This is a genomic window from Blautia sp. MB18-30, from assembly GCF_023669475.1.
GTDB lineage: Bacteria > Bacillota > Clostridia > Lachnospirales > Lachnospiraceae > Blautia_A > Blautia_A fusiformis.
Map to the genome: position 1 here is coordinate 1 of NZ_JAMOYY010000016.1, position 26306 is coordinate 26306.

19 protein-coding genes and 1 other annotated feature are annotated in these 26306 nt (G+C 45.7%); of the genes, 14 read left to right on the plus strand and 5 right to left on the minus strand.

The window, feature by feature from the left end:
• The first annotated feature begins 109 nt into the window (after positions 1-109).
• From NCY57_RS09140 to NCY57_RS09190, 11 genes are all read left to right on the plus strand, one after another.
• Positions 110-1507, plus strand: a complete 1398-nt coding sequence (locus tag NCY57_RS09140; RefSeq protein WP_015525503.1) for an alanine/glycine:cation symporter family protein — start codon at positions 110-112, stop codon at positions 1505-1507.
• An 86-nt stretch (positions 1508-1593) separates the two neighbouring features.
• Positions 1594-1840, plus strand: a binding site (T-box leader).
• An 85-nt stretch (positions 1841-1925) separates the two neighbouring features.
• Positions 1926-2429, plus strand: coding sequence for a TRAP transporter small permease (locus NCY57_RS09145; RefSeq protein WP_015525504.1), 504 nt, complete (start codon positions 1926-1928; stop codon positions 2427-2429).
• Positions 2430-5762 (plus strand): TRAP transporter large permease subunit, encoded by a 3333-nt coding sequence (locus tag NCY57_RS09150; RefSeq protein ID WP_021652866.1) that lies wholly within the window; start codon positions 2430-2432, stop codon positions 5760-5762.
• 225 nt (positions 5763-5987) lie between these two features.
• The gene (locus NCY57_RS09155) at positions 5988-6920 is read left to right on the plus strand and encodes a GTP-binding protein (protein WP_015525506.1); all 933 of its coding nucleotides are present in this window, start codon (positions 5988-5990) and stop codon (positions 6918-6920) included.
• Entirely contained in the window at positions 6904-8016 is a 1113-nt protein-coding gene (locus NCY57_RS09160) for a DUF3878 family protein (RefSeq protein WP_021652868.1), read from the plus strand. The genes NCY57_RS09155 and NCY57_RS09160 overlap by 17 nt, the downstream gene beginning before the upstream one ends.
• 136 nt (positions 8017-8152) lie before the next feature.
• Positions 8153-8386 (plus strand): hypothetical protein, encoded by a 234-nt coding sequence (locus NCY57_RS09165; protein WP_044962326.1) that lies wholly within the window; start codon positions 8153-8155, stop codon positions 8384-8386.
• 212 nt (positions 8387-8598) lie between these two features.
• A complete protein-coding gene (locus NCY57_RS09170) occupies positions 8599-9795 on the plus strand; it encodes a CobW family GTP-binding protein (RefSeq protein ID WP_114001534.1) in 1197 nt (398 codons plus the stop codon).
• A gap of 122 nt (positions 9796-9917) precedes the next feature.
• A complete protein-coding gene (locus tag NCY57_RS09175; protein WP_021651300.1) occupies positions 9918-10868 on the plus strand; it encodes a TIGR03943 family putative permease subunit in 951 nt (316 codons plus the stop codon).
• A 79-nt stretch (positions 10869-10947) separates the two neighbouring features.
• Positions 10948-11526 carry an aminoacyl-tRNA hydrolase gene (gene pth, locus NCY57_RS09180; RefSeq protein ID WP_015525511.1) on the plus strand — a complete coding sequence of 193 codons (579 nt, stop codon included), beginning with the start codon at positions 10948-10950 and terminating at the stop codon, positions 11524-11526.
• Positions 11527-11533: 7 nt separating this feature from the next.
• Entirely contained in the window at positions 11534-14860 is a 3327-nt protein-coding gene (mfd, locus tag NCY57_RS09185) for a transcription-repair coupling factor (protein ID WP_021651299.1), read from the plus strand.
• Between the two features lie 213 nt (positions 14861-15073).
• Positions 15074-16333 carry a hypothetical protein gene (locus tag NCY57_RS09190; protein ID WP_049946995.1) on the plus strand — a complete coding sequence of 420 codons (1260 nt, stop codon included), beginning with the start codon at positions 15074-15076 and terminating at the stop codon, positions 16331-16333.
• Between the two features lie 106 nt (positions 16334-16439).
• Here NCY57_RS09190 and NCY57_RS09195 read toward each other — a convergent pair whose 3' ends face one another.
• The gene (locus NCY57_RS09195) at positions 16440-17237 is read right to left on the minus strand and encodes an HAD family hydrolase (RefSeq protein WP_044961449.1); all 798 of its coding nucleotides are present in this window, start codon (positions 17235-17237) and stop codon (positions 16440-16442) included.
• Between the two features lie 10 nt (positions 17238-17247).
• On the minus strand, positions 17248-18462 hold the full coding sequence (locus tag NCY57_RS09200; protein WP_021651296.1) for a DUF4317 domain-containing protein: 1215 nt from the start codon (positions 18460-18462) through the stop codon (positions 17248-17250).
• Positions 18463-19283: 821 nt separating this feature from the next.
• On the opposite strand from NCY57_RS09200, the gene NCY57_RS09205 reads away from it, so the two are divergent.
• Complete coding sequence (locus tag NCY57_RS09205; protein WP_044962268.1) at positions 19284-20249, plus strand: hypothetical protein; 966 nt, start codon at positions 19284-19286, stop codon at positions 20247-20249.
• 69 nt (positions 20250-20318) lie between these two features.
• Here the strand turns inward: NCY57_RS09205 and NCY57_RS09210 are convergent, their stop codons facing one another.
• Together NCY57_RS09210 and NCY57_RS09215 are read right to left on the minus strand one after the other, a co-directional pair.
• On the minus strand, positions 20319-20963 hold the full coding sequence (locus tag NCY57_RS09210; RefSeq protein WP_021652759.1) for a hypothetical protein: 645 nt from the start codon (positions 20961-20963) through the stop codon (positions 20319-20321).
• Between the two features lie 368 nt (positions 20964-21331).
• Positions 21332-21784 (minus strand): Hsp20/alpha crystallin family protein, encoded by a 453-nt coding sequence (locus NCY57_RS09215; protein WP_015525518.1) that lies wholly within the window; start codon positions 21782-21784, stop codon positions 21332-21334.
• A 515-nt stretch (positions 21785-22299) separates the two neighbouring features.
• Here NCY57_RS09215 and NCY57_RS09220 point away from each other — a divergent pair.
• Positions 22300-23931: a glycoside hydrolase family 36 protein gene (locus NCY57_RS09220; protein ID WP_237971967.1), complete on the plus strand. Its 1632-nt coding sequence runs from the start codon at positions 22300-22302 to the stop codon at positions 23929-23931.
• 15 nt (positions 23932-23946) lie between these two features.
• On the opposite strand, the gene NCY57_RS09225 is transcribed toward NCY57_RS09220, so the two are convergent.
• Complete coding sequence (locus NCY57_RS09225; protein ID WP_173739373.1) at positions 23947-24792, minus strand: AraC family transcriptional regulator; 846 nt, start codon at positions 24790-24792, stop codon at positions 23947-23949.
• 362 nt (positions 24793-25154) lie between these two features.
• On the opposite strand from NCY57_RS09225, the gene NCY57_RS09230 reads away from it, so the two are divergent.
• Complete coding sequence (locus NCY57_RS09230; RefSeq protein ID WP_173739372.1) at positions 25155-26279, plus strand: aldo/keto reductase; 1125 nt, start codon at positions 25155-25157, stop codon at positions 26277-26279.
• Positions 26280-26306 lie beyond the last annotated feature (27 nt).

A 26306-nucleotide genomic window follows, 5' to 3' on the forward strand; every position in this document is an offset into this window, starting at 1 on the left:
TTCTCTTATACATTCGACAAAAAATGTGATATAATCTAACGAATCGTCTTTTTGTACAGACAAACGTACAATCCAAAAAGACAAAATTAAATAAGGGAAGGATTATAGAATGTTATCTGTTATTGAATCAGTGAATGCTGCTGTAAACAATTTTATCTGGGGCGTTCCTGCGATGATCTGTATTATTGGTGTAGGTCTTTATTTAAGTATCCGCACGAATTTTCTTCAGATTCGGAAATTTCCCTATGCCATCAGGGTCACTATCGGACGTATGCTTCGGAAAAGAGAAGCTTCCGATGGAAGTCTGACACCGTTTCAGGCTGTTTGTACGGCGTTAGCTGCTACCGTGGGAACGGGAAATATTGCAGGTGTGGCAGGTGCTATTGCCATCGGAGGACCGGGAGCCGTATTCTGGATGTGGATTTCCGCACTTCTTGGAATGTGTACAAAGTTTTCAGAAGTAACACTTGCGGTACATTTCCGCGAAACCAATGCCAACGGAGATCTGGTTGGAGGACCAATGTATTACATTAAGAATGGTCTAAAAAAACACTGGCACTGGCTGGCATATCTGTTTTCCGCTTTTGGTGTGCTTACTGTTTTCGGAACCGGAAATGCAACCCAGGTTAATACCATTACAACAGCTATTGATTCTGCACTGATCAATTACAATGTGATCGCTGCAGACAATACTTCTACGGTAAACCTTGTTATGGGGATCATCCTTGCGATTCTTGTGGCAATGATCCTGCTTGGCGGAATCAAAAGGATCGGCCAGGTTACAGAAAAGCTGGTACCGTTTATGGCATTGTTTTATATTATTCTTGCTGTCGGTGTAGTTATCATCAACTGGAAAAATGTTCCGGGTGTTTTCAGCGCTATCATCAGAGGGGCATTTAATCCGGCATCTGTGACAGGCGGCGTAGTAGGAAGCTTTTTCATGAGTATGAAAAAAGGTGTTTCCAGAGGTATTTTTTCCAATGAGGCAGGTCTTGGTACCGGTTCCATCGCACATGCCTGTGCAGACACCAGAAAACCTGTAAAACAGGGATTTTTCGGGATCTTTGAGGTATTCACGGACACGATCGTGATCTGTACGCTGACAGCGCTTGTCATCCTCTGCAGCGGGGTGCCGGTTGGTTATGGCGCAGCAGCAGGAGCGGAGCTTACCATCAGCGGTTTTACCAGTACATACGGAAACTGGGTTTCCATCTTTACAGCAGTTGCCATGTGCTGCTTCGCATTTTCCACTATCATTGGATGGGGACTTTACGGAGCCAGATGTGCGGAGTTCCTTTTTAAGGAAAAAGCTATCAGACCTTTTATGGTACTGTACTCTCTGGTAGCGATCATCGGCGCAACTGTTGACCTTGGACTTCTCTGGAGTATCGCAGAGACCTTCAACGGTCTGATGGCGATCCCTAACCTGATCGCAGTATTCCTGCTTTCCGGTGTGGTTGTAAAGCTTGTGAAGGAGTACTTCGCCGGAGAAGGAAAGAACGCCTGAAGGAGTTTTTGAAAAAAAAACTTGACTATCAAAACAAACAGAGTTAGAATTGGTTTAGCTCATTAAAGAGTTAACACATAACAGAAGTAAATTCCATGAAGGGAATCAGTAAAGACAGAGGAACCGTCTTCAGAGAGCTGTGACTGGTGTGATGCAGCGTCGGAACTGCCTTGAATATCATCCCTGAGAAGGAAAGCCGAAAGTTTCAGACAAGTAAGTAGGTTTTCACGGGTGCTTCCCGTTACAGAAGTCGCGTATGCCGGTACGTTGCAGAATCGTGCTTGTTTCAATGGAGAAACAGGGTGGTTGCGGAATTTTATATCCGTCCCTGAAAGGGGACGGATTTTTTTTATCCAAAACATTTTAAACCACGCGGTAAGGATCTGAAACCGGAAAAATATACAAAAGGGGAAAGAGTATGAAAGTGTACAAAAAACTCATGAACGCACTTGCAGCAGTAGAAAAAATCGTACTGGTCATTTCCACACTGCTGATCCTTGTGCTGACTGTGGGAAATGTATTTTCCCGTAAGGTCATCCATCGCTCATGGTCTTTTACAGAAGAGCTTGTTGTAGCGGTGTTTGTTCTCATCACACTTCTGGCAGCAGCACTTGCCTGCCGTGAAAAAGGAGGACTGGTAAGTCTGACACTGGTTACGGACCGTCTTCCGAAAAAACTGGAAAAACCATCTGTGATCCTGATCACGGTCCTGAGCATTGTTTTTTCCGCAATTTTATTTAAATATGGAATGGACAAAGTTCTTACACAGCTGGCAAACGGCAAGAGAACTTTCGTATTGAACTGGCCGGAGTGGATCTTCTGGTCCTTCGTGCCGATCGGAGCAGGCTGTATGATCCTTCATTTTATTGAGTACTGCTTGGACTTCTGCCTGAAAAAAGATGATGAAAAGGAGGACAAATAAATGATCAGTGCAATCTTATTTATCTCCTTCTTTGTTTTCCTGATCCTGGGACTTCCCATTGCGATCTGCTTAGGTCTGTCATCTGTATGTGCCATCCTTTATTCCGGTACATCTCTGACGATCGTAGCTACAAATATGTACTCCGGAATCAGTAAATTCCTGCTTCTTGCTATCCCGTTCTTTGTTCTGTCCGGAAACATTATGGCAAAAGCCGGTATTTCCAAACGACTGATCAACTTCGTAGATACCTGCGTAGGACATAAAAAGGGCGGTATCGCCATTGTATGTGTTATTGTAGCCTGCTTCTTCGGAGCAATCTCCGGTTCCGGTCCTGCAACGGTTGCGGCACTTGGAGCAGTTCTGATCCCGGCTATGGTTGAGCAGGGCGGTTTCTCCGCACCGTTTTCCACGGCATTGATGGCAACCTCCAGTTCCATCGCCATTGTCATACCGCCGAGTATCGCATTTGTTGTATACGCTTCCATCACAGGTGTATCTATTGCAGATATGTTTATGGCTGGTATCGTTCCGGGACTTCTGATGGGTGTTGCTCTTGTGATCATCGTTATGATCGAGGCAAAGAAACATAACATTCAGCCATCCCGTGAAAAAGCTTCCGCAAAAGAGCGCTGGGATACATTTAAAGATGCATTCTGGGGATTCCTGATGCCGGTTATCATCCTCGGAGGAATTTACGGCGGTATCTTTACACCAACTGAGGCTGCAGCCGTATCTGTTGTTTACGGTCTGTTTGTTGGTATGGTGATCTACCGTGAGGTTAAGCTCAAAGATCTGTTTGACATTCTTGTGGATTCTGCAAAGACAACCGGTGGAATCATGCTGATCGTAGCGAGTGCTTCCCTGTTCTCTTTTGTATGTACCAAGTTTGGTATTGCAAATGCGGCATCTGAGCTTCTTGCCGGCATTGCACATAATCAGTTTACCTTCCTTCTGATCGTAAACATCATTTTCCTGATCGCAGGATGCTTCATTGATGCAAACTCTGCGATGTACATTTTTGTACCGATCATGCTTCCGGTATGTAAGGCTCTGGGCTATGATGTGGTAGCATTCGGCGTTATGGCAACAGTTAACCTTGCGATCGGACAGGTAACACCTCCGGTAGGTGTAAATCTTTTCGTTGCCATCAGTATCAAGATCAAAAAAGGTCTGGAGGTTACTCTTCAGCAGATCTCCAGAGCAGTTATGCCGATGATCGCTGCATCCGTTGCAGTTCTTCTGATCATCACTTATATTCCGGCTGTTTCCACAGCTCTTCCGAAGGCTCTTGCAAAAGAGGGCTCCTATACAGGAGACCAGTCTTCTGACACAGAAAGCCAGAGTTCCAAGGATTCCGGAGACGGAAGTGATTCCTTTAATACCATCGCGGATTACAGTGATCTTGACTGGCCGGAGATGACATGGAACTTCGCATGCTCTACAACTGAAACAAGTACCTGGGCTGACGGAGGACGTAAGTTTGGTGAGCTTATGGAAAAAGCAACCGGCGGAAAAGTCAAGGTTAATATTTACGCAGCAGATCAGCTGACAAACGGAAATCAGTCCGAGGGAATCCAGGCACTGATGAACGGAGATCCGGTACAGATCTCCATGCATTCCAATCTGATCTATTCTGCATTTGACCCGAGATTCAATGTAGTATCCCTGCCGTTTATCTATGATTCCTACGATGACGCGGATGCAAAATTTGACGGTGAGGCCGGAGAAAAGCTGAAAGAGATCCTTGGTGAGTACGGACTTCATTGTATGGGAATCGCAGAGAATGGTTTCCGTGAGCTGACAAACAGCAAGCATGAAGTAAAAACAGTAGACGACATGAAGAACCTGAAGGTTCGTGTGGCCGGTTCCAACCTTCTTATGGAATGCTATAAGAGATGGGGGGCAGATGCCACAAATATGAACTGGTCTGAGACATACACAGCACTTCAGCAGAATACGGTAGAGGGTGAGGAGAACCCGTTGCCTGCGATCGACGCAGCCAGTGTACAGGAGGTACAGCCGTACTGCTCCATGTGGGATGCAATCTATGATTGTCTGTTCTTCTGTATCAACCAGGATATCTATGACAGCCTGACACCGGAACAGCAGCAGGTTGTTGATGAGGCAGGCCAGAAGGCCGTTGAGTATGAGCGTTATATCAACCGTTCCGGCGACGAGGAGATCATGAGCCGCTGGGAGAAGAGCAACGGTGTGACCTTTACAAAGAAAGAGGATATGGATATCGATTCCTTCAAGAAAGCAGTAGACGGAATCGACGACTGGTTTGTAAAGGAGCTTAAGAGTGAAGGCTATGACGATGCACAGGATCTTGTAGATCTGTTTACAGAGGATTCGGTAGATACCGTGGAGGATTACAGTGATCTGAACTGGCCTGAGACAACCTGGAACTTTGCATGCTCCACAACGGAGACAAGTACCTGGGCTGATGGAGGACGTAAGTTCGGTGAACTCATGGAAAAGGCTACCGGAGGAAAGGTCAAGGTTAACATTTACGCAGCGGATCAGCTGACAAACGGAAATCAGTCCGAGGGAATCCAGGCATTGATGAACGGAGACCCGGTACAGATCTCCATGCATTCCAATCTGATCTATTCTGCATTTGATCCACGCTTCAATGTGGTATCCCTGCCGTTCATCTATGATTCCTATGATGATGCAGATGCGAAGTTTGACGGAGAGGCCGGAGACAAGCTGAAGGAGATCCTTAACGGCTACGGACTTCACTGTATGGGTATTGCAGAGAACGGATTTCGTGAGTTGACAAACAGCAAGCATGAGGTAAAATCTGTAGATGATATGAAGAATCTGAAGGTTCGTGTAGCCGGCTCTAATCTTCTTATGGAGTGTTATAAGAGATGGGGGGCAGATGCTACAAATATGAACTGGTCCGAGACCTACACAGCACTTCAGCAGAATACGGTAGAGGGCGAGGAGAATCCGTTGCCCGCCATCGATGCAGCCAGTGTACAGGAGGTACAGCCATATTGCTCCATGTGGGATGCAATCTATGACTGCCTGTTCTTCTGCATCAACCAGGATATTTATGATGCGCTGACACCGGAGCAGCAGGCTGTTGTTGACGAGTGTGGTCAGAAAGCTGTTGAGTATGAGCGTTACATCAACCGTTCCAGTGATGATGAGATCAAAGCACGCTGGGCAGACAAAAACAGTGTGACCTTCACAGAGAAAAAGGACATGGATATCGATTCCTTTAAGAAAGCAGTAGACGGTGTAGATGACTGGTTTGTTCAGGAACTGAAAAAACAGGGCTATAATGATGGTCAGGATCTGGTAGATCTGTTTACAAAGTAATCTTCATATATGTTTATAAAAAGATAAAATAGCCGGAAAGAGGTAGTTCTGAGAGGATTTTTCAGGACCGCCTCTTTTCTTTGCGGAAAAAAGATTATATACTGATAGCAGTCCGGCATTTGTTGGGCAGGAGATTATTGAAATATGACCGGAACATAAGTAAAGCATATATTTGCATTTATTTTACTGTATGCTCCGGAGAGTTGATAAGGTAAAGGAAGAAATATGATAAAGATCGATCTGATAACCGGATTTCTCGGATCCGGAAAGACAACATTTATAAAAAAATATGCCTCCTATCTTCTGAAAAAAGGCATGAACATCGGGATCCTGGAAAATGATTTCGGGGCAGTGAATGTGGATATGATGCTGCTTCAGGATCTAATGGGAGACAACTGTGAGCTGGAGATGGTTTCCGGGGGCTGTGATGCGGACTGTCACAGACGGCGATTTAAGACAAAGCTGATCGCCATGGGAATGTGCGGTTACGACCGTGTCATCGTAGAACCATCCGGAATCTTTGATGTGGATGAGTTCTTTGACGCCCTCCATGAGGAACCGTTGGATAAATGGTATGAGATCGGAAATGTGATCGCCATTGTGGATGCGAAGCTGGCAGAGGATCTTTCTGCGGAAGCGGATTATCTGCTGGCTTCCGAGGTGGCAGATGCAGGCTATGTATTACTGAGCAGGAGCCAGGAAGCCACGGTGGAAGAGATCAGCAGCACAAAAGAGCATCTCAACCGTGCACTTGGCCAGATTCAGTGCAGGCGCCGTCTGGACAGTGAGATTCTCACCGGAAACTGGGATGATCTCACAGACACAGACCTGGAAAAGATCCTGGATTGCGGGTATGTGGCAGAGGATTACGTGAAGGAATCCTATGCGGAAGGCGGCGGATTTGATTCTCTGTTTTTTATGAACGTTCATAAAAGCGAGGAGGAACTTCATGAAACTGCAGAAAGGATCCTGAATGATCCATCTTGCGGAGATGTTTTTCGCGTAAAAGGTTTTCTCAGAAAAGAAGATGGACAGTGGCTGGAGCTGAATGCTACCCGCCATGAGATCTGCATCCGGCCGGCAAAGCTGGGACAGGAGATCATGATCGTTATTGGGGAGAAACTGAATAAAGAGGTAATTGATGGATACTGGAAATAATACTGCAGGAAAAACAGCACCGGAGAGATATGTCTCAGAGAAGGCCTTTGAAGAGCTGCCAGATACCTTTCAGAAGCTTGCAGAGCTGCTTGGAGAAGATCAGTTTGAACTGGTGGCAGTGAATGATGAGAAAGATCCGCAGGATCAGAAAGCAGCTTCAGAAAGTGCTTTTTCGGAAGCAATTGCGGAAAAGTCCGATGACAATATGTACAGAGTGGATTCTTATGTAAAAAACGGCGAAATCCGTCTTGTGTATCTTATGAATGATGCGGTAGAAAGCTTTCTTGTTTTTGGAAATGCCCGTATGACAGGTGTATACAAACCGGATTACGAGGGCGAGATCCTGGCAGATTTAAGCCGGCAGGGGAGAGAATATATCCTTGTGGTCCACCAGGATGATTCGGTGGTGACTTTGTTTTTTGAAACTCTGTCTCTGGAAAAACATCTCTACGATTACAGCCGGATCGGTCATTTCTGGGTAGAAGGGTATGAATACTTACGGCAGCTGGAATATCGGCTGGCGATCCTCCGCGACAAATATGATTATATAGGCGGGGACAGCTGCAACGCTCTGGAGGAGAAGCTTTCTGCACTGGTGGAATTTCCGCCATTGAATTACTGCTGTTATCCTGCTGTTCCGGAAAAGTATATTGTTCCCAGGGAAAATCCGTGGATTCCCTCGGAAAAGGCATTTGAGGTAATGGGAGAGATCGCAAGGCAGGCAGGAGACCGTACCTTTGTCAGGTGGCTTGAAATTTACCGGAAACTTCCGTTTAAATGGGTAGCACGGAAACTGGCAGGAATGCTTCACCGTACAAAACACATCCAGGTAACGATGTGCCTTTCTGAAAAGCTGCGGGAAGCTTCATCCGGATATGGGAATCGTTCTTTTGGAAAAGAAGCCGATGAAGAACTTAGAGTTCTTACAGAAAAAGCCAGGACAAAGCAGGCAGAGCTGAACGAGCAGGGTATGGGATCCGAAGTACTCAGGGAAGAACCGTTTACCATTGCCAGAGATTCTCTGGGATTTAAGGTTTATCTCATGAAATGGAACAAGGGAAGAAAAGACTGTACCGTTGAAATTGAAGAAATATGACGAAATATATATAGATCCGTAGAGAATATCTGTGAAGTGTTTTTGCCCGGCAGGGATTGCTTTTTTAAAAACACTGGGGTATAATCTAACGGAAAGAGTTAAGAACAGCCCTTTAATAAGAAAGGAGATTTTTAAAATGAAAGTAACACATATTACAGATATTGATAAATTTTTTGAGGTAATTGACAGCTGCAAGGGTAGAGTAGAGCTTGTAACAGGAGAGGGAGACAGACTGAACCTGAAATCCAAGCTTTCCCAGTATGTATCTCTTGCAAACATCTTTTCCGCTGGTGAGATCCCGGAGCTTGAGATCGTTGCAGCAGAGAAAGAGGATATCGACAAGCTTATGAGCTTTATGATCAACGGCTGATAGGAAGAACGATTTTCAGGGATGTGAGCTTTTCACATCCCTCTATTAATCTGAATATAAAGCAGAATAGGAATGTCTGTTTTGTAAAATGGATATAATGACAGCAGATACAGAAACAGGTATTTTTTTCTCTGTCATCATGAGCATAACAGGATACAACCAGGGGGTATAATACTTCCTGGTCAAACTACGTTAAAAGGAGTGTATACAAAATGGTTAAAATTGATATTATCTCCGGTTTCCTTGGCGCCGGAAAAACAACTCTGATCAAAAAGCTTCTGAAGGACGGATTTCAGGGTGAGCAGGTAGTTCTGATCGAGAACGAGTTCGGTGAGATCGGTATTGACGGCGGATTTCTGAAAGAGGCAGGGATCCAGATCCGTGAGATGAACTCCGGATGTATCTGCTGCTCTCTGGTAGGAGATTTCGGAACCTCTCTGAAAGAGGTTGTTACCAAATATGATCCGGACAGGATCCTGATCGAGCCGTCAGGAGTTGGTAAGCTTTCTGATGTTATCAAGGCTGTACAGGGTGTTCAGGACGAGGTTGACATTAAACTGAACAGCTATACAACTGTTGTTGATGCAAAAAAATGCAAAATGTATATGAAGAACTTCGGTGAGTTCTTTGATAATCAGATCCAGTATGCAGGTGCTATCATCATGAGCCGTACCGATATTGCAAGTGAGAAAAAGGTTCAGGAGTCCCTGGAGCTTCTCCGCAGCCTGAATAAGGATGCTGCTATCATTACAACTCCGATCGAGAATCTTGACGGTAAGAAACTGGTAGAGGTTATGGAGCATCCGGTATCCCTGGAGCAGGAGATGCTTGAGGAGGAGCATGAGCATCATCATCACCACGACGGAGAGTGTGGCTGCGGCCATGATCATGAAGAGCATGAGCATCACCATCACCACGACGGAGAGTGCGGCTGTGGCCATGATCATGAAGAGCATGAGCATCATCACCATGACGGAGAGTGCGGCTGTGGCCATGATCATGAAGAGCATGAGCATCACCATCACCACGACGGAGAGTGCGGCTGCGGCCATGATCATGAAGAGCATGAGCATCACCATCACCACGACGGAGAGTGTGGCTGTGGACATGACCACCACCATCATCATGCAGATGAGGTCTTCACAAGCTGGGGCCGTGAGACTATTAAAAAATATACACGTGAGGGACTTGAGAAGATCCTTGAGGCACTTTCCGAGTCTGATAAATACGGTATCATCCTCCGTGCAAAGGGAATGCTTCCGGCAGAAGACGGAACATGGATCTATTTTGATATGGTTCCGGAAGAAACTGAGATCCGTGAGGGTGCACCGGAATATACAGGCCGTCTGTGCGTGATCGGTTCTAAGCTTGACGAGCATGCACTGGAGGAGCTTTTCGGGATCGCATAAAGCATATGATAAAATAAATGTCCGTTTTGACGCAAAGCCAAAGCGGAATACAGATATAGATTGTTACAGAAAGGAAACAGATACTATACATTAAATCGTACAGTATCTGATAGGATGGATTTATGGAAGAGACCAGAGTACCCGTTTATCTGATCACAGGTTTTCTGGAAAGCGGCAAGACCTCTTTCCTGAGCTTTACCCTGCAGCAGGATTACTTTCAGATCGATGGAAAAACACTGCTGATCCTTTGCGAAGAGGGTGAGGAAGAATATGATGAGGAAGCACTGAAACAGTGCAATACTGTTGTGGAGAGCATTGACAGCGAGGAAGAGCTTACACCGGAACGACTTGCGGCAATGGAGATCCTGCATCAGCCGGAGCGGGTGATCATTGAGTATAATGGCATGTGGCTGGTAAGTAAATTCGAAGAAATGGAAAAACCGGAAGGCTGGGGCGTGGAGCAGCATATCACCTGTGTGGATGCAAGTACATTCCAGGTCTATATGGCGAATATGAAGTCCCTTTTTATGGACATGGTCCGCAATGCGGATATGGTTATCTTTAACCGCTGCCAGGAGAACGATCCGCTTCCTTCTTACAGAAGAAGCATCAAGGTGGTGAACCAGCGTGCGGAGATCATCTTTGAGGATGAAGAGGGTGAGCTTGGTGATCTTTTTGAGGATGAGATGCCATTTGATATTGATGCCCCGGTGATCGATATCCTTCCGGAGGATTATGGTATCTGGTTTGTGGATTCCATGGATCATCCGGACCGTTATGTCGGAAAAACCGTTCACTTTAAAGCACGTGCCCTGAAGCCGCGTGGAATGGGAAGCAAATTCTTTGTTCCCGGAAGAACAGCCATGACATGCTGTGCAGATGATACCACATTCCTTGGTTACATCTGCAAGAGCGCTTTTGCTCCGAAGATCGCAGAAGGCCAGTGGGTGGATGTTACTGCGAAGGTTGCGTTTGAGAAGAGAATGGAATATCAGGGAGAGGGAATCGTACTTTACGCAGAGCATGTAGAAGTTTGTGAGCCACTTGCTGATGAGATGGTATATTTCAACTGATACGATCAGAGCATTTGTATGCCTTAAGGCATAAGAAGGCCTGACATTGAAACAGGTAGATTACAGCTGAGGAGTTTTTATGTATTTAATTGCAGGTTTGGGAAATCCGGGAAAGCAGTATGAGGCTACACGCCACAATATGGGCTTTGACACCGTTGACTGTCTTGTGGAGAAGCATAATATCCCGCAGGGCGGCGTAAAATTTAATGCCATGTATGGAAAAGGTATCATCGGCGGTGAAAAAGCTATTCTGATGAAACCGCTTTCCTATATGAATTTAAGCGGCGGTCCGATCCAGGAGATGTCCGGCTATTTCAAGATCGATCCGGAGACAGAGCTGATCGTGATCTACGATGATATCGATCTGGAGCCTGGGCAGCTTCGTATCCGCAAAAAAGGCAGTGCAGGCGGACATAACGGGATCAAGGATATTATCCGCCGCCTTGGAACTGAAAAATTTATCCGCATCCGTGTTGGTGTCGGTGCAAAACCGAAAGACTGGGATCTGGCAGATTTTGTGCTGGGTCATTTTTCGGACAGTGACCGCAAGCTTGTGGATGAAGGGATCAATGATGCGGCAGAGGCTGTGGAGATGATCCTGTCCGAGGGCGTAGATGCGGCGATGAATAAATATAACAGGAAAAAGCCTAAGAATTGAGGTTTGTATGGAAGCATTTTTGCATCCTCTGCAGGGTCTTGCAGAGTTTGAAGGAATAAAAAAGCGCTGTGGCGCAAACTGCGGAATTCTCAATGTTTCCGGATGCATGGAGTCCCAGAAGGTCCATCTGATGTATGGACTTTCCGGGCTTTTTCCATATCATCTGATCCTTGCGGATGATGAGCGCAACGCAAAGGAAATCTATGAGGATTACCGCTTCTATGACAAAAATGTATATTTTTATCCGGCAAAGGATCTTCTGTTTTTTCAGGCAGATATTCACGGAAATCTTCTGATCCGGCAGCGGATGCGTGTGATCCGGGCACTTCTGGAACAGGAAGAAGTGACCGTTGTTACCAGCATCGACGGATGTATGGATTTCCTGATGCCGCTGGAAAAGATCAGAAGCAGACTTCTTCATTTTAAAAGTGACAGTGTGATCGATCTGGATCAGCTGAAGGAAGAGCTGGTAGAGCTGGGGTATGAACGCACTGGTCAGGTAGAGCTTCCGGGGCAGTTTTCTGTGCGTGGAGGAATCATTGATATCTATTCGCTGACAGAGGATAATCCCTGGCGTATTGAACTGTGGGATGATGAGGTGGATTCTATCCGGAGCTTTGATGCGGAAAGTCAGAGATCTCTGGAAAATGTAGATGAAATTACGATTTATCCGGCCGCAGAAAAGATGGACGGAGAAGATATGGTATCCTTTCTGGAGTATTTTCCGGAAGAAAAAACACTGGTATTTCTGGATGAACTGAACCACCTGGCAGAAAACGGCGAGGGTGTGGAGGAAGAGTACCGTCAGAGTCGTATGCACAGAGAGGAAAAAGGCGAGGCAAATCTTCCGGAGCAGTGGCTATGTGGCTTTCAGGAACTGCAGAAGAAGCTGAACAGACGGAATTGTGTGGCTGTATCCGCACTTTCTCCCAGACGTTCCGGATGGAAGATCAATGAGGAATTTGATCTTACGGTGAAGTCTGTAGATTCTTATAACAGCAGCTTTGAACTTCTGGTAAAGGATCTCCTTCAGTATAAGAGTCAGGGATACCGGATCGCATTGCTCTCCGGTTCCAGGACCAGGGCGGAGCGTCTGGCAAAGGATCTTTCAGAGGAAGGACTGAATGCTTTTTACAGCCAGGACATGGATCGTATCATCAGTCCCGGGGAGATCATGGTGGTCTATGGTCACGCAAGACGTGGCTTCCAGTATCCGCTGATCAAATTTGCAGTGATGACGGAAACCGATATTTTCGGCAAAGAGCAGAAAAAGCGCAAAAAAAAGAAAAAGTACAGCGGAAACAGGATCCAGGATTTTGCAGAGCTTTCCATTGGTGATCTTGTTGTTCATGAAAAGCACGGACTGGGTATTTACCGTGGAATCGAAAAGGTAGAGGTTGATCGTGTTGTGAAGGATTACATCAAGATCGAATACCGGGGCGGCAGTAATCTCTATATCCTGGCAACCCAGCTGGATGCTTTGCAGAAATATTCAGGATCCTCCGAAAACGCAAAAACGCCCAAGCTGAACAAGCTTGGCGGTCAGGAGTGGAATAAGACCAAGAGCCGTGTTAAGGGTGCAGTAAAAAATATCGCAAAAGAGCTGGTTGAGCTTTATGCAGTCCGCCAGGAGAAAGAGGGGTATGTCTGCGGACCGGATACCGTATGGCAAAAGGAATTTGAGGAGATGTTTCCTTATGAGGAGACAGAGGATCAGCTGGCAGCCATTGAGGATACCAAGAGAGATATGGAAAGCACCAGGATCATGGACCGTCTTGTGTGTGGTGACGTTGGTTACGGAAAGACGGAGGTGGCTTTAAGAGCTGCGTTTAAGGCAGTACAGGAAAGCCGGCAGGTGGTTTATCTGGTCCCTACTACCATTCTTGCCCAGCAGCATTACAATACCTTTGTACAGCGTATGAAAGAATTTCCGGTGAAGGTGGAGCTTCTCTGCCGTTTCCGGACATCTGCCCAGCAGAAAAAGACCATCGAAGGGATCAAAAAGGGGCAGGTAGATATTGTGATCGGCACCCACAGAGTTCTTTCAAAAGATGTGGAATTTAAAAATCTTGGACTTCTGATCATTGATGAGGAGCAGCGCTTCGGTGTTACTCACAAGGAGAAGATCAAGCAGATGAAAAAAGATGTGGATGTACTGACGCTGACGGCAACGCCGATTCCGAGGACTCTTCATATGAGTCTCATCGGTATCCGTGATATGAGCGTTCTGGAAGAGCCGCCGATGGATCGTGTGCCGATCCAGACATACGTTATGGAGTACGATGAGGAGACTGTTCGGGAAGCCATCCGCAGGGAGCTTCGCCGGGGTGGACAGGTGTATTACGTATATAATCGAGTCAATGACATTGCCGAAGTAGCCCTTCGGATATCCAGACTTGTGCCGGAGGCCAGAGTGGATTTTGCACATGGACAGATGAGTCAGAGGGAACTGGAGCAGGTAATGTATGATTTTATCAATGGAGATGTGGATGTACTGGTTTCCACCACTATTATTGAGACAGGACTGGATATTTCCAACGTAAACACCATGATCATCCATGATTCGGACAGATATGGCCTTTCCCAGCTTTATCAGCTCCGTGGGCGTGTAGGACGTTCCAACAGGACTGCTTATGCATTCCTGATGTATACCAAAAACAAGATGCTCCAGGAGACCGCGGAGAAACGGCTCAGCGCCATGCGGGAGTATTCAGACCTTGGAAGCGGTTTTAAGATAGCTATGAAGGATCTGGAGCTTCGTGGAGCAGGAAATCTTCTCGGTGCGCAGCAGCATGGGCATATGAACGCAGTTGGTTATGACCTTTACTGTAAGATGCTCAGTGAGGCTGTCAAGGAGGCAAAGGGAATCCGGACTATGGATGATTTTGAGACGACCATTGATCTCAACATTGATGCATTTATCCCGGATTCCTATATCGGCAACGAGTTCCAGAAGCTGGATATTTATAAGCGTATTGCCGGTATTGAAAGCCAGCAGGAGTATGATGACATGCTGGAGGAGCTGATCGACCGTTTTGGTGAGCCGACAAAAGCTGTGTTGAATCTTCTTGCCATTGCAAGGCTGAAGGCTCTTGCCCATCAGGGATATGTGACGGAGATCAAGCAGCTTGGAAAAGATGTCCGGATCACGCTCTATGAAAAGGCCAAGCTGGATCCCGCAGGTATTCCAGCTATTATGGCGCAGTACCGGAGAGGTTTGCAGTTTAAGGCTGATCATGAGCCGAAATTTATCCTGACACCACAGGGAAGGCTGATCGAAGAGCTGATGAAGTTTGCGGGGGAGCTGGCAAAACTGGCAGAGCCACTGGAGTAAAGGGAAGAATCAGCTAAGCTTAGGGTTATCCACGGGAAAAAACATCCGGTTTGTGGATACCGGATATTTTCCCGGAAAGACTTGTGGATAATTTGTGAAATGTCGTGTAAGTTCGTGAAATTCCTTGCTCTTAAAGGTGAAAACGTTTATAATCAAGTATTATGGAATAAGAGCCGGACCGTGATTCTTATGGACGGATAGATGGAGGATGAAATGAGAAATTCAGTAAAGAAAGCGGCAGTTACTGCTCTTGTCTGCGTTACAGCGGCAGGAATGATGGCAGGCTGCGGAAATAAAAAACTCGATGGTACAAAGATCGCAGTGACAGTCAATAAGCAGGAAATCCCGTTTGGCGTTGTAAGTCTGGCAGCACGTATGCAGCAGGCACAGGCTGAGGCAATGTACAAGATGTATCTTGGCGGCGGAAGCGATATGTCTATCTGGAGTACCAAAATGGATGATGATTCCGATGAGACTTACGGTGAAAATGCGGTAACAACTTCTGTTGAAACTGTTGAAAAGATGTGTCTGGAGAAAGAACACGCTTCCGAGTATGATGTTGAAATCACAGATGATGAGCAGAAGGCTCTTGAGGAAGCTGCCAAGAACTTTATGGCTGCCAATTCCGATGAGACAATTGCAGAGCTTGCAGTTGATGAAGATATGGTGAAGACTTTCCTCGAGCTTGAAACATACGATGTGAAGATGAAGGATGCCATTGAAGCCAAAGCGGACGTGAAGCTGGATGAGAAAGAATATCAGCAGATGTCCTTCAGCTATGCAAGTGCAAAGGTCAGCGGAGATGATCTTTCCGATGATGATATCAAGAAGAATAAAGAGAATCTTCAGAAGTTCTATGACAAGGTTAAAGAGGATCCGGCTGCAGATTTCAATACTCTTGGAGATGAGATCTCCAAGGATATGACCGCAACAACCGGAACATGCCCTACCTATGAGGAAGGTGATGACAGTGCTGCCAATGGAACTACTTATCCGGATGAGGTTCGTACCGCTTTAAGAAAGCTGGATGAAGGTGCACTGAACGAGGAGATCATAAAGACAGATTCCGTATGGTATGTTGTGAGACTGGATTCCAAGAATGATAAAACTGCAACGGAGAGTAAGAAAGAGTCTCTGACAAACACTAAGAAGGATGATTTCTATAATGATACAACAGATGGCTGGAAGAAGAAAGCAGATATCAAAGAAGAGAAAAAACTGATCAAGAAGATCAAGATCACAGATAATCACAGCTTTACGATCCAGACTCCAACTCCGACACCGGACCCGGATGTAACTGAGACACCGACAGCAGATTCTGCAGAGGCTGAGGCAACCGAGACACCGGCAGCTGAGGAGCAGACCGATGTGACTGAGACACCGGAGACAGAGGGAGATTCTGCAAAGGCTGATGAGGAGACTGCAGACAGTACAGAATCTGAGGCAGCTGCTACACCGGAAGCTGAGAAATAAGATACAATGTTTACAATGGAATGATAAGAGAAAAGACAACGAGCCGTGTACGGATTTATCGTACACGGCTCGTTTTTTGTAATGCTCATGCCTGCTTTACGGATCATCAGATCAGATCGAGATGCTCCAGTGCGTGAAGAATCCCGTCCCTGTCGACTGCGCTTGTCTGGTATGTGCAGTGCTTTTCGATGCCTCCGTAAGCATTTCCCATAGCAACGCCGACTCCGGCAGCTTTCAGCATGGGAAGGTCGTTGGGACTGTCTCCGAATGCATAGCAGTCTTCCTTGGGGATGGAAAGGCGGTCCAGGAGAAATTCCATGCCTGTGGCTTTGCTGGTACCCTTTTGTGTGACTTCCCAGATTCCGTCTCCGTGATCAAAATAGGTGTAATGATCATTACAGAAGCTGCGGAATTTTTCGACATCGGAATCCGGCAGCATATGTACCAGGAATTTGTCATAGGAGTAAGTGCAGGCATCCTCCCGATTGAATTTCGTGATGTCGACCATTGGAATTTCTTTTCGCATTTTGACTCCGAATTCGGACTGGGCCGGAGATGCGCCATCATACAGGATCTCAGTGTTGGATTCAAAAATTGCCTCGATCTTGCATTTGCGGAGAAGGTCTACGGTTTCCTTGCACAGAAGATTTGGGACTGTGCGGAAAAAAAGCAATTTGTTGTCCATATAAATGTGGGTTCCACAGCCGTATATATAGCCATCGAAATGAAGCTCTGAGAGTGCAGAGGGCATCATTACTTTGGTGCGGCCGGTGTTGATGAAAAGAAGATGACCGTTTTCATGGGCTTTTGTGAGGGCGCGGCTGGTGCTCTCCGGAACCTTGAAGGGGTGAGGCGTAAGCAGTGTGCCGTCTATGTCGAAGAACAGGATTTTTTTATCGTTCATAAGGTCTCCTTTAAAATGGGATTTCTTCTTCGGTGTTACTGTTATCAATGTCAGTAATATCATTAACAGGAAGCGGTTCTGCGGATGTATCTTCAACAGAGTTCAGTGTGCTGACACGGATGCCGTTGAGTTCTATTTCACTTTCCATGGGGATCACAAGGCATTTTCGACCATCGATGATGCGGGTTTCTACCAGTTCTGCCCGGTCCGGTGCTACGTGGATCACCACGTCAGGGGTTTTGATCTCAAATTTCCGGGTGTTGGTGATGTTGGATGCTACCAGAGCTGATTTTTCTCCTGCGGCAAGCTCATACTGTTCATCGAAGTTCAGGAGCTTTTCGTCTTCTACGCCGCATTCTTCGAAGAGACGTTTGACTTCGGATTTGGTGAGGACAACAGGTTCCGGTTCGTCCTTCTGGGATTCGATGAGATCGTTGAGTTTTTCGTGGATTTCAAGGACTGTGTCGTAGGCACAGTCGTCACCAAGGGTTTCTTCCACCAGAGCATTGAAGGAGTCACGCTGGGTTCCGGCAGATAGTGGTGTGGTGCAGCCGAAGACTTCTTCCATCATGGTGGAGCGGAGATTTTCGGCGTTTTTGGTGTAGTAGAGAAGTCCGTGGATATCGGTACTGCGGTCGTTGAACTGTGGGAAAAGGAAGCCCCAGTCAGGCATTTCTACCAGCCAGTCCCGGATACGGTCTTCAATATTGTTTGTCTCTGCATTGTAATGCAGGCCTGCTTTGGAGAGCTTGACCGGGCAGATACTGCAGAGGATGTGATCGTAGATCTCATCGGAAGCGTCGAACATTTCGGCACCGTCGGAGGATTTGCCGGGGATGTCGTAGACTGCGTGGATGAGGATGATGTAGTAGTTTTCACCGTAGTCGTAGTTTTCTATGATTCTGTCGTAGAAGGCTTCGGTGAGGGTGTCGTCGGTGAGTTTGCTTTTGCGGAGTTTCATGAGGAAGTTTTGGGTTCCGCCTTCGGTTTCCTGATTCAGAGGAAATTCCATGTTGATGAGGTTTTTTCCGATGGTGCCGGTGAGGGTTTTTCGGAAGATGTCGAAGTATTTGAAGGTTTCTTCCTCTGATAAGGATAAGAAGGCTTCTTTGAGTTCGGTTTTTTTGTTTTTTTCACCGTCTACGTAGCAGCCGCAGATGCGGGTGATGGAGCAGCGGTCAGGGGTGAATTGTTTTTTTATTTCTGCGATTTCTTTTTTGTTCATGTGTGGTTTACCTCGGTTTTTTAATTAGTTTGATTATAGCACAGGTGTTTGGTGGGGGCAAGATGACGCGGACGGACGTGTGAGATTTGCAGCAGAAGTCCGGGTGCCGTCGTTTCGCCTGGTCATACTAAGCGTCTGAGGTGTCTCACGGAGCGGCCGGCCCATAACTCGCCATGTACGCTGATGCGTACCTGGCTCAGACAGATGGGCCTTACCCTGCGGCTTGTGGCCGCCGGGTACCTCTCCGTGAACCACCTCAGACGCTAAGTATGGACCAAGGCTCACTCCAAAGCACCCGGACTTCTGCTGCAAACCTCACACTGTGCGGTCATGGTGGGAGGGATAGAGTGGTCTGACGGGAGTTGGATGAGTCATCAGCGCTGCGCTGGATGGCTGGGAGGAAAGGCTGAGTTTCCTTGTGGTTTGCCGGGGAGGTTGTGAGCGTCGGTGCGTTGCTGGACGCCTGTAGTTTGGAAGCCTGAGATTCTATGTGTTTGTTAGGGAGGTTGTGAGCGTCGGCGCGTTGCTGGACGCCTGTAGTTTGGAAGGTTGAGATTCCATGTGGTTTGGAGGGAGGTTGTGAATGTCGGTGCGTTGCTGGACGCTGGAAGGTGGTGTCGAAATTTGGAGATGGTTTTTTGTGGTGTTGTGGTGGGATGTGTGGTATGATTTGTATATCTTATAAGATCTATCCATTTATTTGGTTTCTTTTTGCTTCAATGTCTGAAGCGTTTTTTCAAAAAATATTTATAAAAACTGTATACAGGGTTTCTGAAGTGTTTGGTTGATGGTATAATTGTATATACCAGAAGGAGTATTGTTTGAGAGATAATACGATTTTTGATGATGTTTTTCGTACTATGATGGAGAAAATGACGTTTCTGGTCGTGCCTTTGATCAATGATGTTTTTCATACATCATACCCGGCTGATGTGGAGATTGTGCAGCTGCGTAATGAGTATCAGCGGGTGGATGGTGAGATTATTACGGATTCGCGGCTGTTGATCGGAAACAGGATTTATCATATAGAATGTCAGAGTACGGATGACACGACAATGGCTGTACGGATGATAGAGTATGATTTTGCAACTGCTGTTGAGTTTGCCAGAAAGCAGGGACGGAGGTATCGGATGGAGTTTCCACGTTCTTGTGTGTTGTATCTGAGAAATAGTAGGAATACGCCGGATTTTCTGGAAGTGGATGTGGTTTTTCCGGATGGAGGATGTCATTTGTACAGAGTGCCTGCCATTAAAGTAGAGAATTATACAAAAGATAAGATATTTGAAAAGAGTCTTCTTATGCTGCTTCCTTTTTATATCATGCGATATGAAAAAAGAGGGCATGAGATGAGTGAGAATCCACAACTTTTTCAGGAATTACTGAATGAATATGAAGTGATCCGGAGTAAACTGGAGGTAGAGATCACTGAATCTGGAAGGTCTGAACTGTTCAGTGATCTGATTGGACTGATAACTCGGATATCTGATCATATTTTCAGAAATGAGGAGAAAGTCCGGAAAGGAATAGGTGAGATTATGGGTGGACATGTTCTGGAACTGGAATCTGAGAAAAGGGCAAGACTGATGGCGGAAGCTAAAGAACAGGCTGAAGCACTGGGGCGAGAACAGGGAATGGCTCAGGGAATGGCTCAGGGAATGGCCCAGGGGGAAGAACGACTTAGTGTTCTGATCAACAGGCTTATACTTGATAATCGTGGTAATGAGATTCAGAAGGTTGTTACAGATAAAGAAATGCGTGAAGCTATGTACAGAGAATATCAATTATAATAAGAAAAGATAAAGAGAATCCCCCACTGGTTTTGCTATCCATGGGGGATTCGTTGATTGATCTGAATCTTATAATACAGAATATCCGTAACTGCTGACAATAGCATCGATCTTCTGGCGGTTTTTGCACAGTGGGCAGTTGTCAGAGCGGTAGGAGTGATAGTCCGGGATGTCTCTGGCCTGAAAGATAGAGTGGACAGGGAGTGTGGCTACACTGTCTACACTGCTGTAGATGGCTGCCACGCCGCGGATTTTACCGCCATAGTACAGAACGCTTTCGATAGCTCGGTTCAATGTGGATCCGGTGGTGATGGAACCATTTAGGACGAGGATGTTTTTTCCATTGATCATTGGTTCATAGTTGTCGCGGAAGATCATCTGCCCGGTGCTGTTGAACTCAGGGGTGATGACGTAGATGGTCTGGTGTGCGTTCATGGAAAGGACGCCGGCTTTGGTCAGTTCTTCGGCGAGATAAGCACCGATCACTTCAAGTCCGTCCATGCAGACGATGGTGTCTACCGGAATGGATGCTTCGTAATTTGCTGCGAGAGCGGATGCAATACGCTGTGCTTCAGCGCATCTGGATTTCATAGTAGTGAGATCCAGGTAGTGTGTGATATGGGACTGGGATGTTACGAAGTGTCCCGGAATCATTTTAAGCTGTATGCGGTTGTCAGTGCGTGCATAAATTTTTATGATGTTGTCCTGATCCATAATAAAAACCTCCTGTCGTGATCGTGTTTTACGTGGTTGTTCAGGAGAATTATCCTGAAGGATTACGAAACAGATTTATTTAACCGAATGCGGATTGCAAATATCCGATTAGCTGTGCATATTATACCATTAATTTCAAAAAAATGAAATAATATAATGCAAAATATATAAAAAATATTCAAAAAATCAAGCGTATTTGTTAAAAAATATCCAATATCATGAAAACTTTGACAATAGGATCATTACTATAGAGTGAAAGTACTTGTGAGTACGTAGTAAATTGGAAAGAGAGTGTCATATGTATTATTGCGTATAAAAAAGAGGAGGAGAATCCCTAAGGATCCTCCCCCTGTGAGAGTGAGTCAATATCAGCCTTCAATAGATACATATTTATCAGCTTCAATCTCTTCAGCTGCTTTTTTCGGAATAGAAAGTCTCAGAACACCGTTCTCAAATTTTGCATGGACATCTTCGTTTTTTACACCATTACCAACATAGAAGCTTCTGCTTGTGCTGCCGGCATAACGTTCACGGCGGATATAATTGCCTTTCTTGTCTTCCTCGTCTTTGTCAAGACCCTTGGCAGCGGAGATGGTAAGATAACCATCCTTCAGCTGTACCTGTACTTCATCTTTCTTAAATCCTGGAAGATCTACATCCAGCTCATAGCCTTTATCTGTTTCACGTACATCAGTTTTCATGATATTTTTTGCATGTTTGCCATAAAGAGGGTTCTTTCCGCTAAAGAAATTATCTCTGAATCCAAAATCATCCATCCAGTCATCAAATAAGTTTTCTCCAAATACACTCGGGAACATCATAAGTCATTTCTCCTTTCAAATTGAAAAGCCGTTCCGGTGGATCAAGAAATCCAACTGTTGCCGGTATATAGTTACCACTTCGGGTTATTCCGCAGTGGTGATCGTTTGGTTTTATTCTGAACATCTGGAAGTTCTTTTTTATCTTCTCCTTTGTTCTATATGTAATATAACACCTGTTGCTAGCAAAGTCAAGAGGCGAGTGCTAAAAAGTTGTGAAGAATTTGTGTTCCGTAAAATGAAAAACTAATTTCCACCTTTAGCCCTTTATGTTCTTATATTAAAAAGCGAATCGGACAAGGTCTGAAAAGCTTATGCAGATTGAACATTCTGCAATGTTATAATAACTTTAAAGCATAGAAAAAACCAAAAAAATCAATATAATAAGGCATATAGACAAAATGTATTAAAAAAATTTTTCGTACATTCTTCTGAGTTGAACAGACGATAGAAAGACAGTGTTCATGAGTATGCAGGTAAAGCAAAATGTAAATGAAAAAGTACAGGAGGAGAGAATAATGCAGAAAAAATATGCAGATTTTAAGCTTGGGGTACCGGATTATGTAACAGTGGAAACAGAAGAGGAGAGACTTGTGTGCCAGGGAGGGCAGACGACAGTAGCTGCCGGTGCAACTACTGTGGAATTTCAGGACGCAGGTGAACATGAGGATATATTTGTCACATCCGAGGATGCAGTGAGATGTGTGAAACTGAGATGGAACTATAAGATCCCGAAATCAGCCAGATTTCTGGGAGATGCCTGGGAACGTACCTATGGTGATGCGGAATGGCATGGAATGAGCGGAAACCGTTATCTGCCATGGTATTTTCTGGCGAAGTTTTCTGAGAAGGTTCTCTGCTTTGGTGTAAAGGTCCGTCCTTCTGCTATGTGCTGCTGGCAGGTGGATACCAAAGGAATTACTTTGTTTCTGGATGTTCGCTGCGGAAATACAGGAGTACAGCTGAAAGGAAGAAAGCTGTGTGCCGCACAGATCGTCGGCATGGAAGCAGAAGGAGCAGATACTTTTGAAACTGCACAGAAATTCTGTGAAAAAATGTGTACAGATCCGATCTTCCCGGAGTTTCCGGTATATGGAAGCAATAACTGGTATTATGCTTACGGTGACAGCTCCGAAGAGGAGATCTTAAGTGATACCGATTATATCCTGAAACTGACCGAAGGTGTAAAAAATCCTCCGTTCATGGTCATTGATGACTGCTGGCAGGAGCATCACCGCCTGGATGAATACAACGGTGGACCCTGGACAAAAGGCAATGCCAGATTTCCGGATATGAAAGGTCTTGCAGACAAGCTGGAGAAAAAAGGTGTCCGCCCGGGTATCTGGGTCCGTCTGCTTCTTAATGAAGATGAGAATATCCCGGATGAGTGGAGAATTTCCTATAATGACTGTCTCGATCCGTCCCACCCGGATGCACTGGAATATATCCGTAAAGATATCGAGAGAATCTGTGATTGGGGATACACGCTGATCAAGCATGATTTTTCTACCTTTGATCTCTTTGGAAAATGGGGATTTGAGGCGAATTTAAGAGACAATTCCATGGAGAAATGGCATTTTTATGATCAGACAAAAACCAGCGCAGAAATCGTAAAAATGCTTTATCAGGAGATTTATGATGCTTCCCGGAGTAACAACGCAGTGATCATCGGCTGCAATACCATCGGACATCTCGGCGCAGGCCTGATGCATCTGAACCGGACCGGTGACGATACCAGCGGACGTATCTGGGAGCGTACCAGACGAATGGGCGTAAATACGCTGGCATTCCGTCTTCCGCAGCACAATACGTTTTACCATATTGATGCAGACTGTGTCGGTATTTTCGGAATGATCCCATGGGAGAAAAATCGTCAGTGGGCAGACGTTCTTGCAAAGAGCGGTACACCACTGTTTGTATCCGCAAAACCTGGAGTTTTGAATCCGGAGGAATTTGAGGAGCTGCATCAGATCATGCTGCGTGCATCAGAACAGGAAGAGCATTTTGTTCCGCTTGACTGGGAAGAAATCGACTGCCCGGAGGTATGGGGAGAAAACGGCGAAACTATCACTTATGACTGGTTTGACAACGAAGGTCCGACCATGGATGCTGCGGTGGAGTACTATAATGCCAAGGTAGTTGTTCCGTAAATCAGGAAAAGTGGTTCAGCAATCCAGAAGATCCTCGGCATGATGATATTTTTCCCGGTATTCCCGTGGCGTCATGCCGGTTTCTTTTTTGAAGGCACGGGAAAAGGCAAATGGATTTTGATATCCGCAGGAGAACGCCACGCTGGAGACAGGGATATCCGTGATGGTCAGAAGCTCCCGGGCGTTGATGATCTTGGCTGAAGTCAGGAATGCTTGGGGTGTGGTTCCAAGATGTTTTTTAAAAAGTCCGTAAAGGTGGCTGCGGCTGATATGGAGATAGTCAGCAACATCTGTCACAGTGATATTCTGTAGCGGACTTTTTTTGATGTAATCAACAGCCTGTGTGATGTAAAAATTCTCATTGGATTCCATGGTGGTGTAGGAAGCATGAAATTCTTCCTCCAGCAGGGCAATGATCCGGTAAAGACCGCTCTGGATATAGGCCTCACCGGAAGGCGTCAGTTGTGGATGAGCCATCATTTCAAGAATAGTTTCCTGATATGGAAGAACCGAATTCAGCTGCTGGACCGGAGTTTCCCCGGTAAGATGGCAGTGTTCGCAAAGCGTTGGAGCGTTTTCTCCGTTGAAGCAGATCCAGATGTAAGTCCAGGGATCAGAAGGTTCCGCTTTGTAGAGAGAACTGGTCATAGGAGGAATGAAAAAGCACTGTCCGGCTTTCAGGGTATATTTCCGGTTGTTCATATAGAAATATCCCTGTCCGCTCAGCACAAAATGGATGGTGTAATATCGCCGGACACCAGGGCCGTAGGACTGTTCCGGTGTACATTTTTCCCAGCCGCAGGAAATAAGATGAAGTTCTTTTGATGAAGTCTGGCGGTTCATGACCTGCTTGTTTTTCATGAGAGTTTTCTGCCTTTCGATATATGGTTATTATAAGTAATATCAGTTTAAAATATTTGATCTGAGGTGTAAAGAACAAAGATGAACTGATAGGACAAAAGACAGTTGCCGTGCGATAAACGTGTGGCAGCTGTTTTTCTGTTTTCTGCAAAAATTCAGACGTAATGCAGGCATTGTCTTGACACTTGTAAAAGAAAAAGGTTTACCACCAGGAAAAATATCGTTATAATAGGAGAAACGCAGTTTCTCTGCGGCAAAAATATAACGGTCCGGGAGATATCTGTGTCAGAAATATTGCTTATCCGGTGATATATCAGATGATATGAGGAATTTTCCGGTATGTAATAAGAAGGGAGAAAGATATGGCATATTTAGGTGAAGAGATCAAAAAACTTGGTTTTGGCCTTATGAGACTTCCGCAGAAATCAGAAGGTGTGATCGATGTGGAGCAGACCAAAGTCATGGTGGACAAATTTATGGAAGCCGGATTTACATATTTTGATACAGCATGGGCTTATGCAGGAAGCGAAGATGCTATCCGCGAAGCGCTGGTAGAGCGTTATCCGAGAGAAAAATATCAACTAGCCACCAAGATGGCAGCCTGGATCAACTGCAAGACAAGAGATGAAGCTCTTGCACAGTTTAAAACATCTCTGGAGAGAACAAAGGCAGGATATTTCGACTTTTATCTTCTCCACAATCTTGGAGAGCACAGAACAAAATATTTTGATGAGTACGGTTTATGGGACTGGATCCGTGAACAGAAGGAAGCCGGTCTGATCAGACATGCAGGATTTTCGTTCCACTCTACACCGGAGGAGCTGGATGCACTTCTCACTGCACATCCGGAAATGGAATTTGTACAGCTGCAGATCAATTACGCAGACTGGGAAAATCCGGTGATCCAGTCAAAAGCCTGCTACGAGGTAGCCAGAAAACATGGAAAACCGGTCATTATCATGGAACCTGTAAAAGGCGGCATGCTTGCAACTCCGCCGGAAGCAGTGGAAAAGCTTCTGAAGGAAGCAGAGCCGGAAGCATCCACAGCATCCTGGGCGATCCGTTTTGCGGCAAATCTGGAAGGCGTGATCACCGTACTTTCCGGAATGAGCAATGTTGCACAGATGGAGGATAACCTTTCCTTTATGAAGGATTTCAATGGCCTTACTGGCAGTGAGAAGGAGACTCTTGATAAGGCAAGAGAGGCTATGAGCAAAATTCCTCTGATCCCATGCACAACCTGTAACTACTGTGCAAAGGTCTGTCCGATGGAAATCGGAATTTCCGGTTCTTTTACAGCAATGAATTATCTGACATTGTACGGAAATAAAGCCGCCGCAGCGCATCAGGAAGACTGGCTGGTAGTCAGTCATGGCAGAAAGCGTGCAGATGAATGTGTAAAATGCGGACAGTGTGAGGAAGTATGTCCACAGCATATTTCCATCCGCGAGGAACTTGAGAAAGTAAGCGAGGCTTTTTGCAAATAAAGGAACTGATCCGGCAGGAAGCGGATC

Bases quoted from the DNA above. Each gene is read 5' to 3' on its own strand.
- NCY57_RS09215 (WP_015525518.1), bottom strand. From the start codon at position 21,784: ATGATGTTCCCGAGTGTATTTGGAGAAAACTTATTTGATGACTGGATG.
- NCY57_RS09145 (WP_015525504.1), top strand. From the start codon at position 1,926: ATGAAAGTGTACAAAAAACTCATGAACGCACTTGCAGCAGTAGAAAAA.
- NCY57_RS09200 (WP_021651296.1), bottom strand. From the start codon at position 18,462: ATGAACAAAAAAGAAATCGCAGAAATAAAAAAACAATTCACCCCTGAC.
- NCY57_RS09170 (WP_114001534.1), top strand. From the start codon at position 8,599: ATGGTTAAAATTGATATTATCTCCGGTTTCCTTGGCGCCGGAAAAACA.
- NCY57_RS09155 (WP_015525506.1), top strand. From the start codon at position 5,988: ATGATAAAGATCGATCTGATAACCGGATTTCTCGGATCCGGAAAGACA.
- NCY57_RS09230 (WP_173739372.1), top strand. From the start codon at position 25,155: ATGGCATATTTAGGTGAAGAGATCAAAAAACTTGGTTTTGGCCTTATG.
- mfd (WP_021651299.1), top strand. From the start codon at position 11,534: ATGGAAGCATTTTTGCATCCTCTGCAGGGTCTTGCAGAGTTTGAAGGA.
- NCY57_RS09195 (WP_044961449.1), bottom strand. From the start codon at position 17,237: ATGAACGATAAAAAAATCCTGTTCTTCGACATAGACGGCACACTGCTT.
- NCY57_RS09225 (WP_173739373.1), bottom strand. From the start codon at position 24,792: ATGAAAAACAAGCAGGTCATGAACCGCCAGACTTCATCAAAAGAACTT.
- NCY57_RS09165 (WP_044962326.1), top strand. From the start codon at position 8,153: ATGAAAGTAACACATATTACAGATATTGATAAATTTTTTGAGGTAATT.
- NCY57_RS09210 (WP_021652759.1), bottom strand. From the start codon at position 20,963: ATGGATCAGGACAACATCATAAAAATTTATGCACGCACTGACAACCGC.
- NCY57_RS09190 (WP_049946995.1), top strand. From the start codon at position 15,074: ATGAGAAATTCAGTAAAGAAAGCGGCAGTTACTGCTCTTGTCTGCGTT.
- NCY57_RS09150 (WP_021652866.1), top strand. From the start codon at position 2,430: ATGATCAGTGCAATCTTATTTATCTCCTTCTTTGTTTTCCTGATCCTG.
- NCY57_RS09140 (WP_015525503.1), top strand. From the start codon at position 110: ATGTTATCTGTTATTGAATCAGTGAATGCTGCTGTAAACAATTTTATC.
- pth (WP_015525511.1), top strand. From the start codon at position 10,948: ATGTATTTAATTGCAGGTTTGGGAAATCCGGGAAAGCAGTATGAGGCT.
- NCY57_RS09220 (WP_237971967.1), top strand. From the start codon at position 22,300: ATGCAGAAAAAATATGCAGATTTTAAGCTTGGGGTACCGGATTATGTA.
- NCY57_RS09160 (WP_021652868.1), top strand. From the start codon at position 6,904: ATGGATACTGGAAATAATACTGCAGGAAAAACAGCACCGGAGAGATAT.
- NCY57_RS09175 (WP_021651300.1), top strand. From the start codon at position 9,918: ATGGAAGAGACCAGAGTACCCGTTTATCTGATCACAGGTTTTCTGGAA.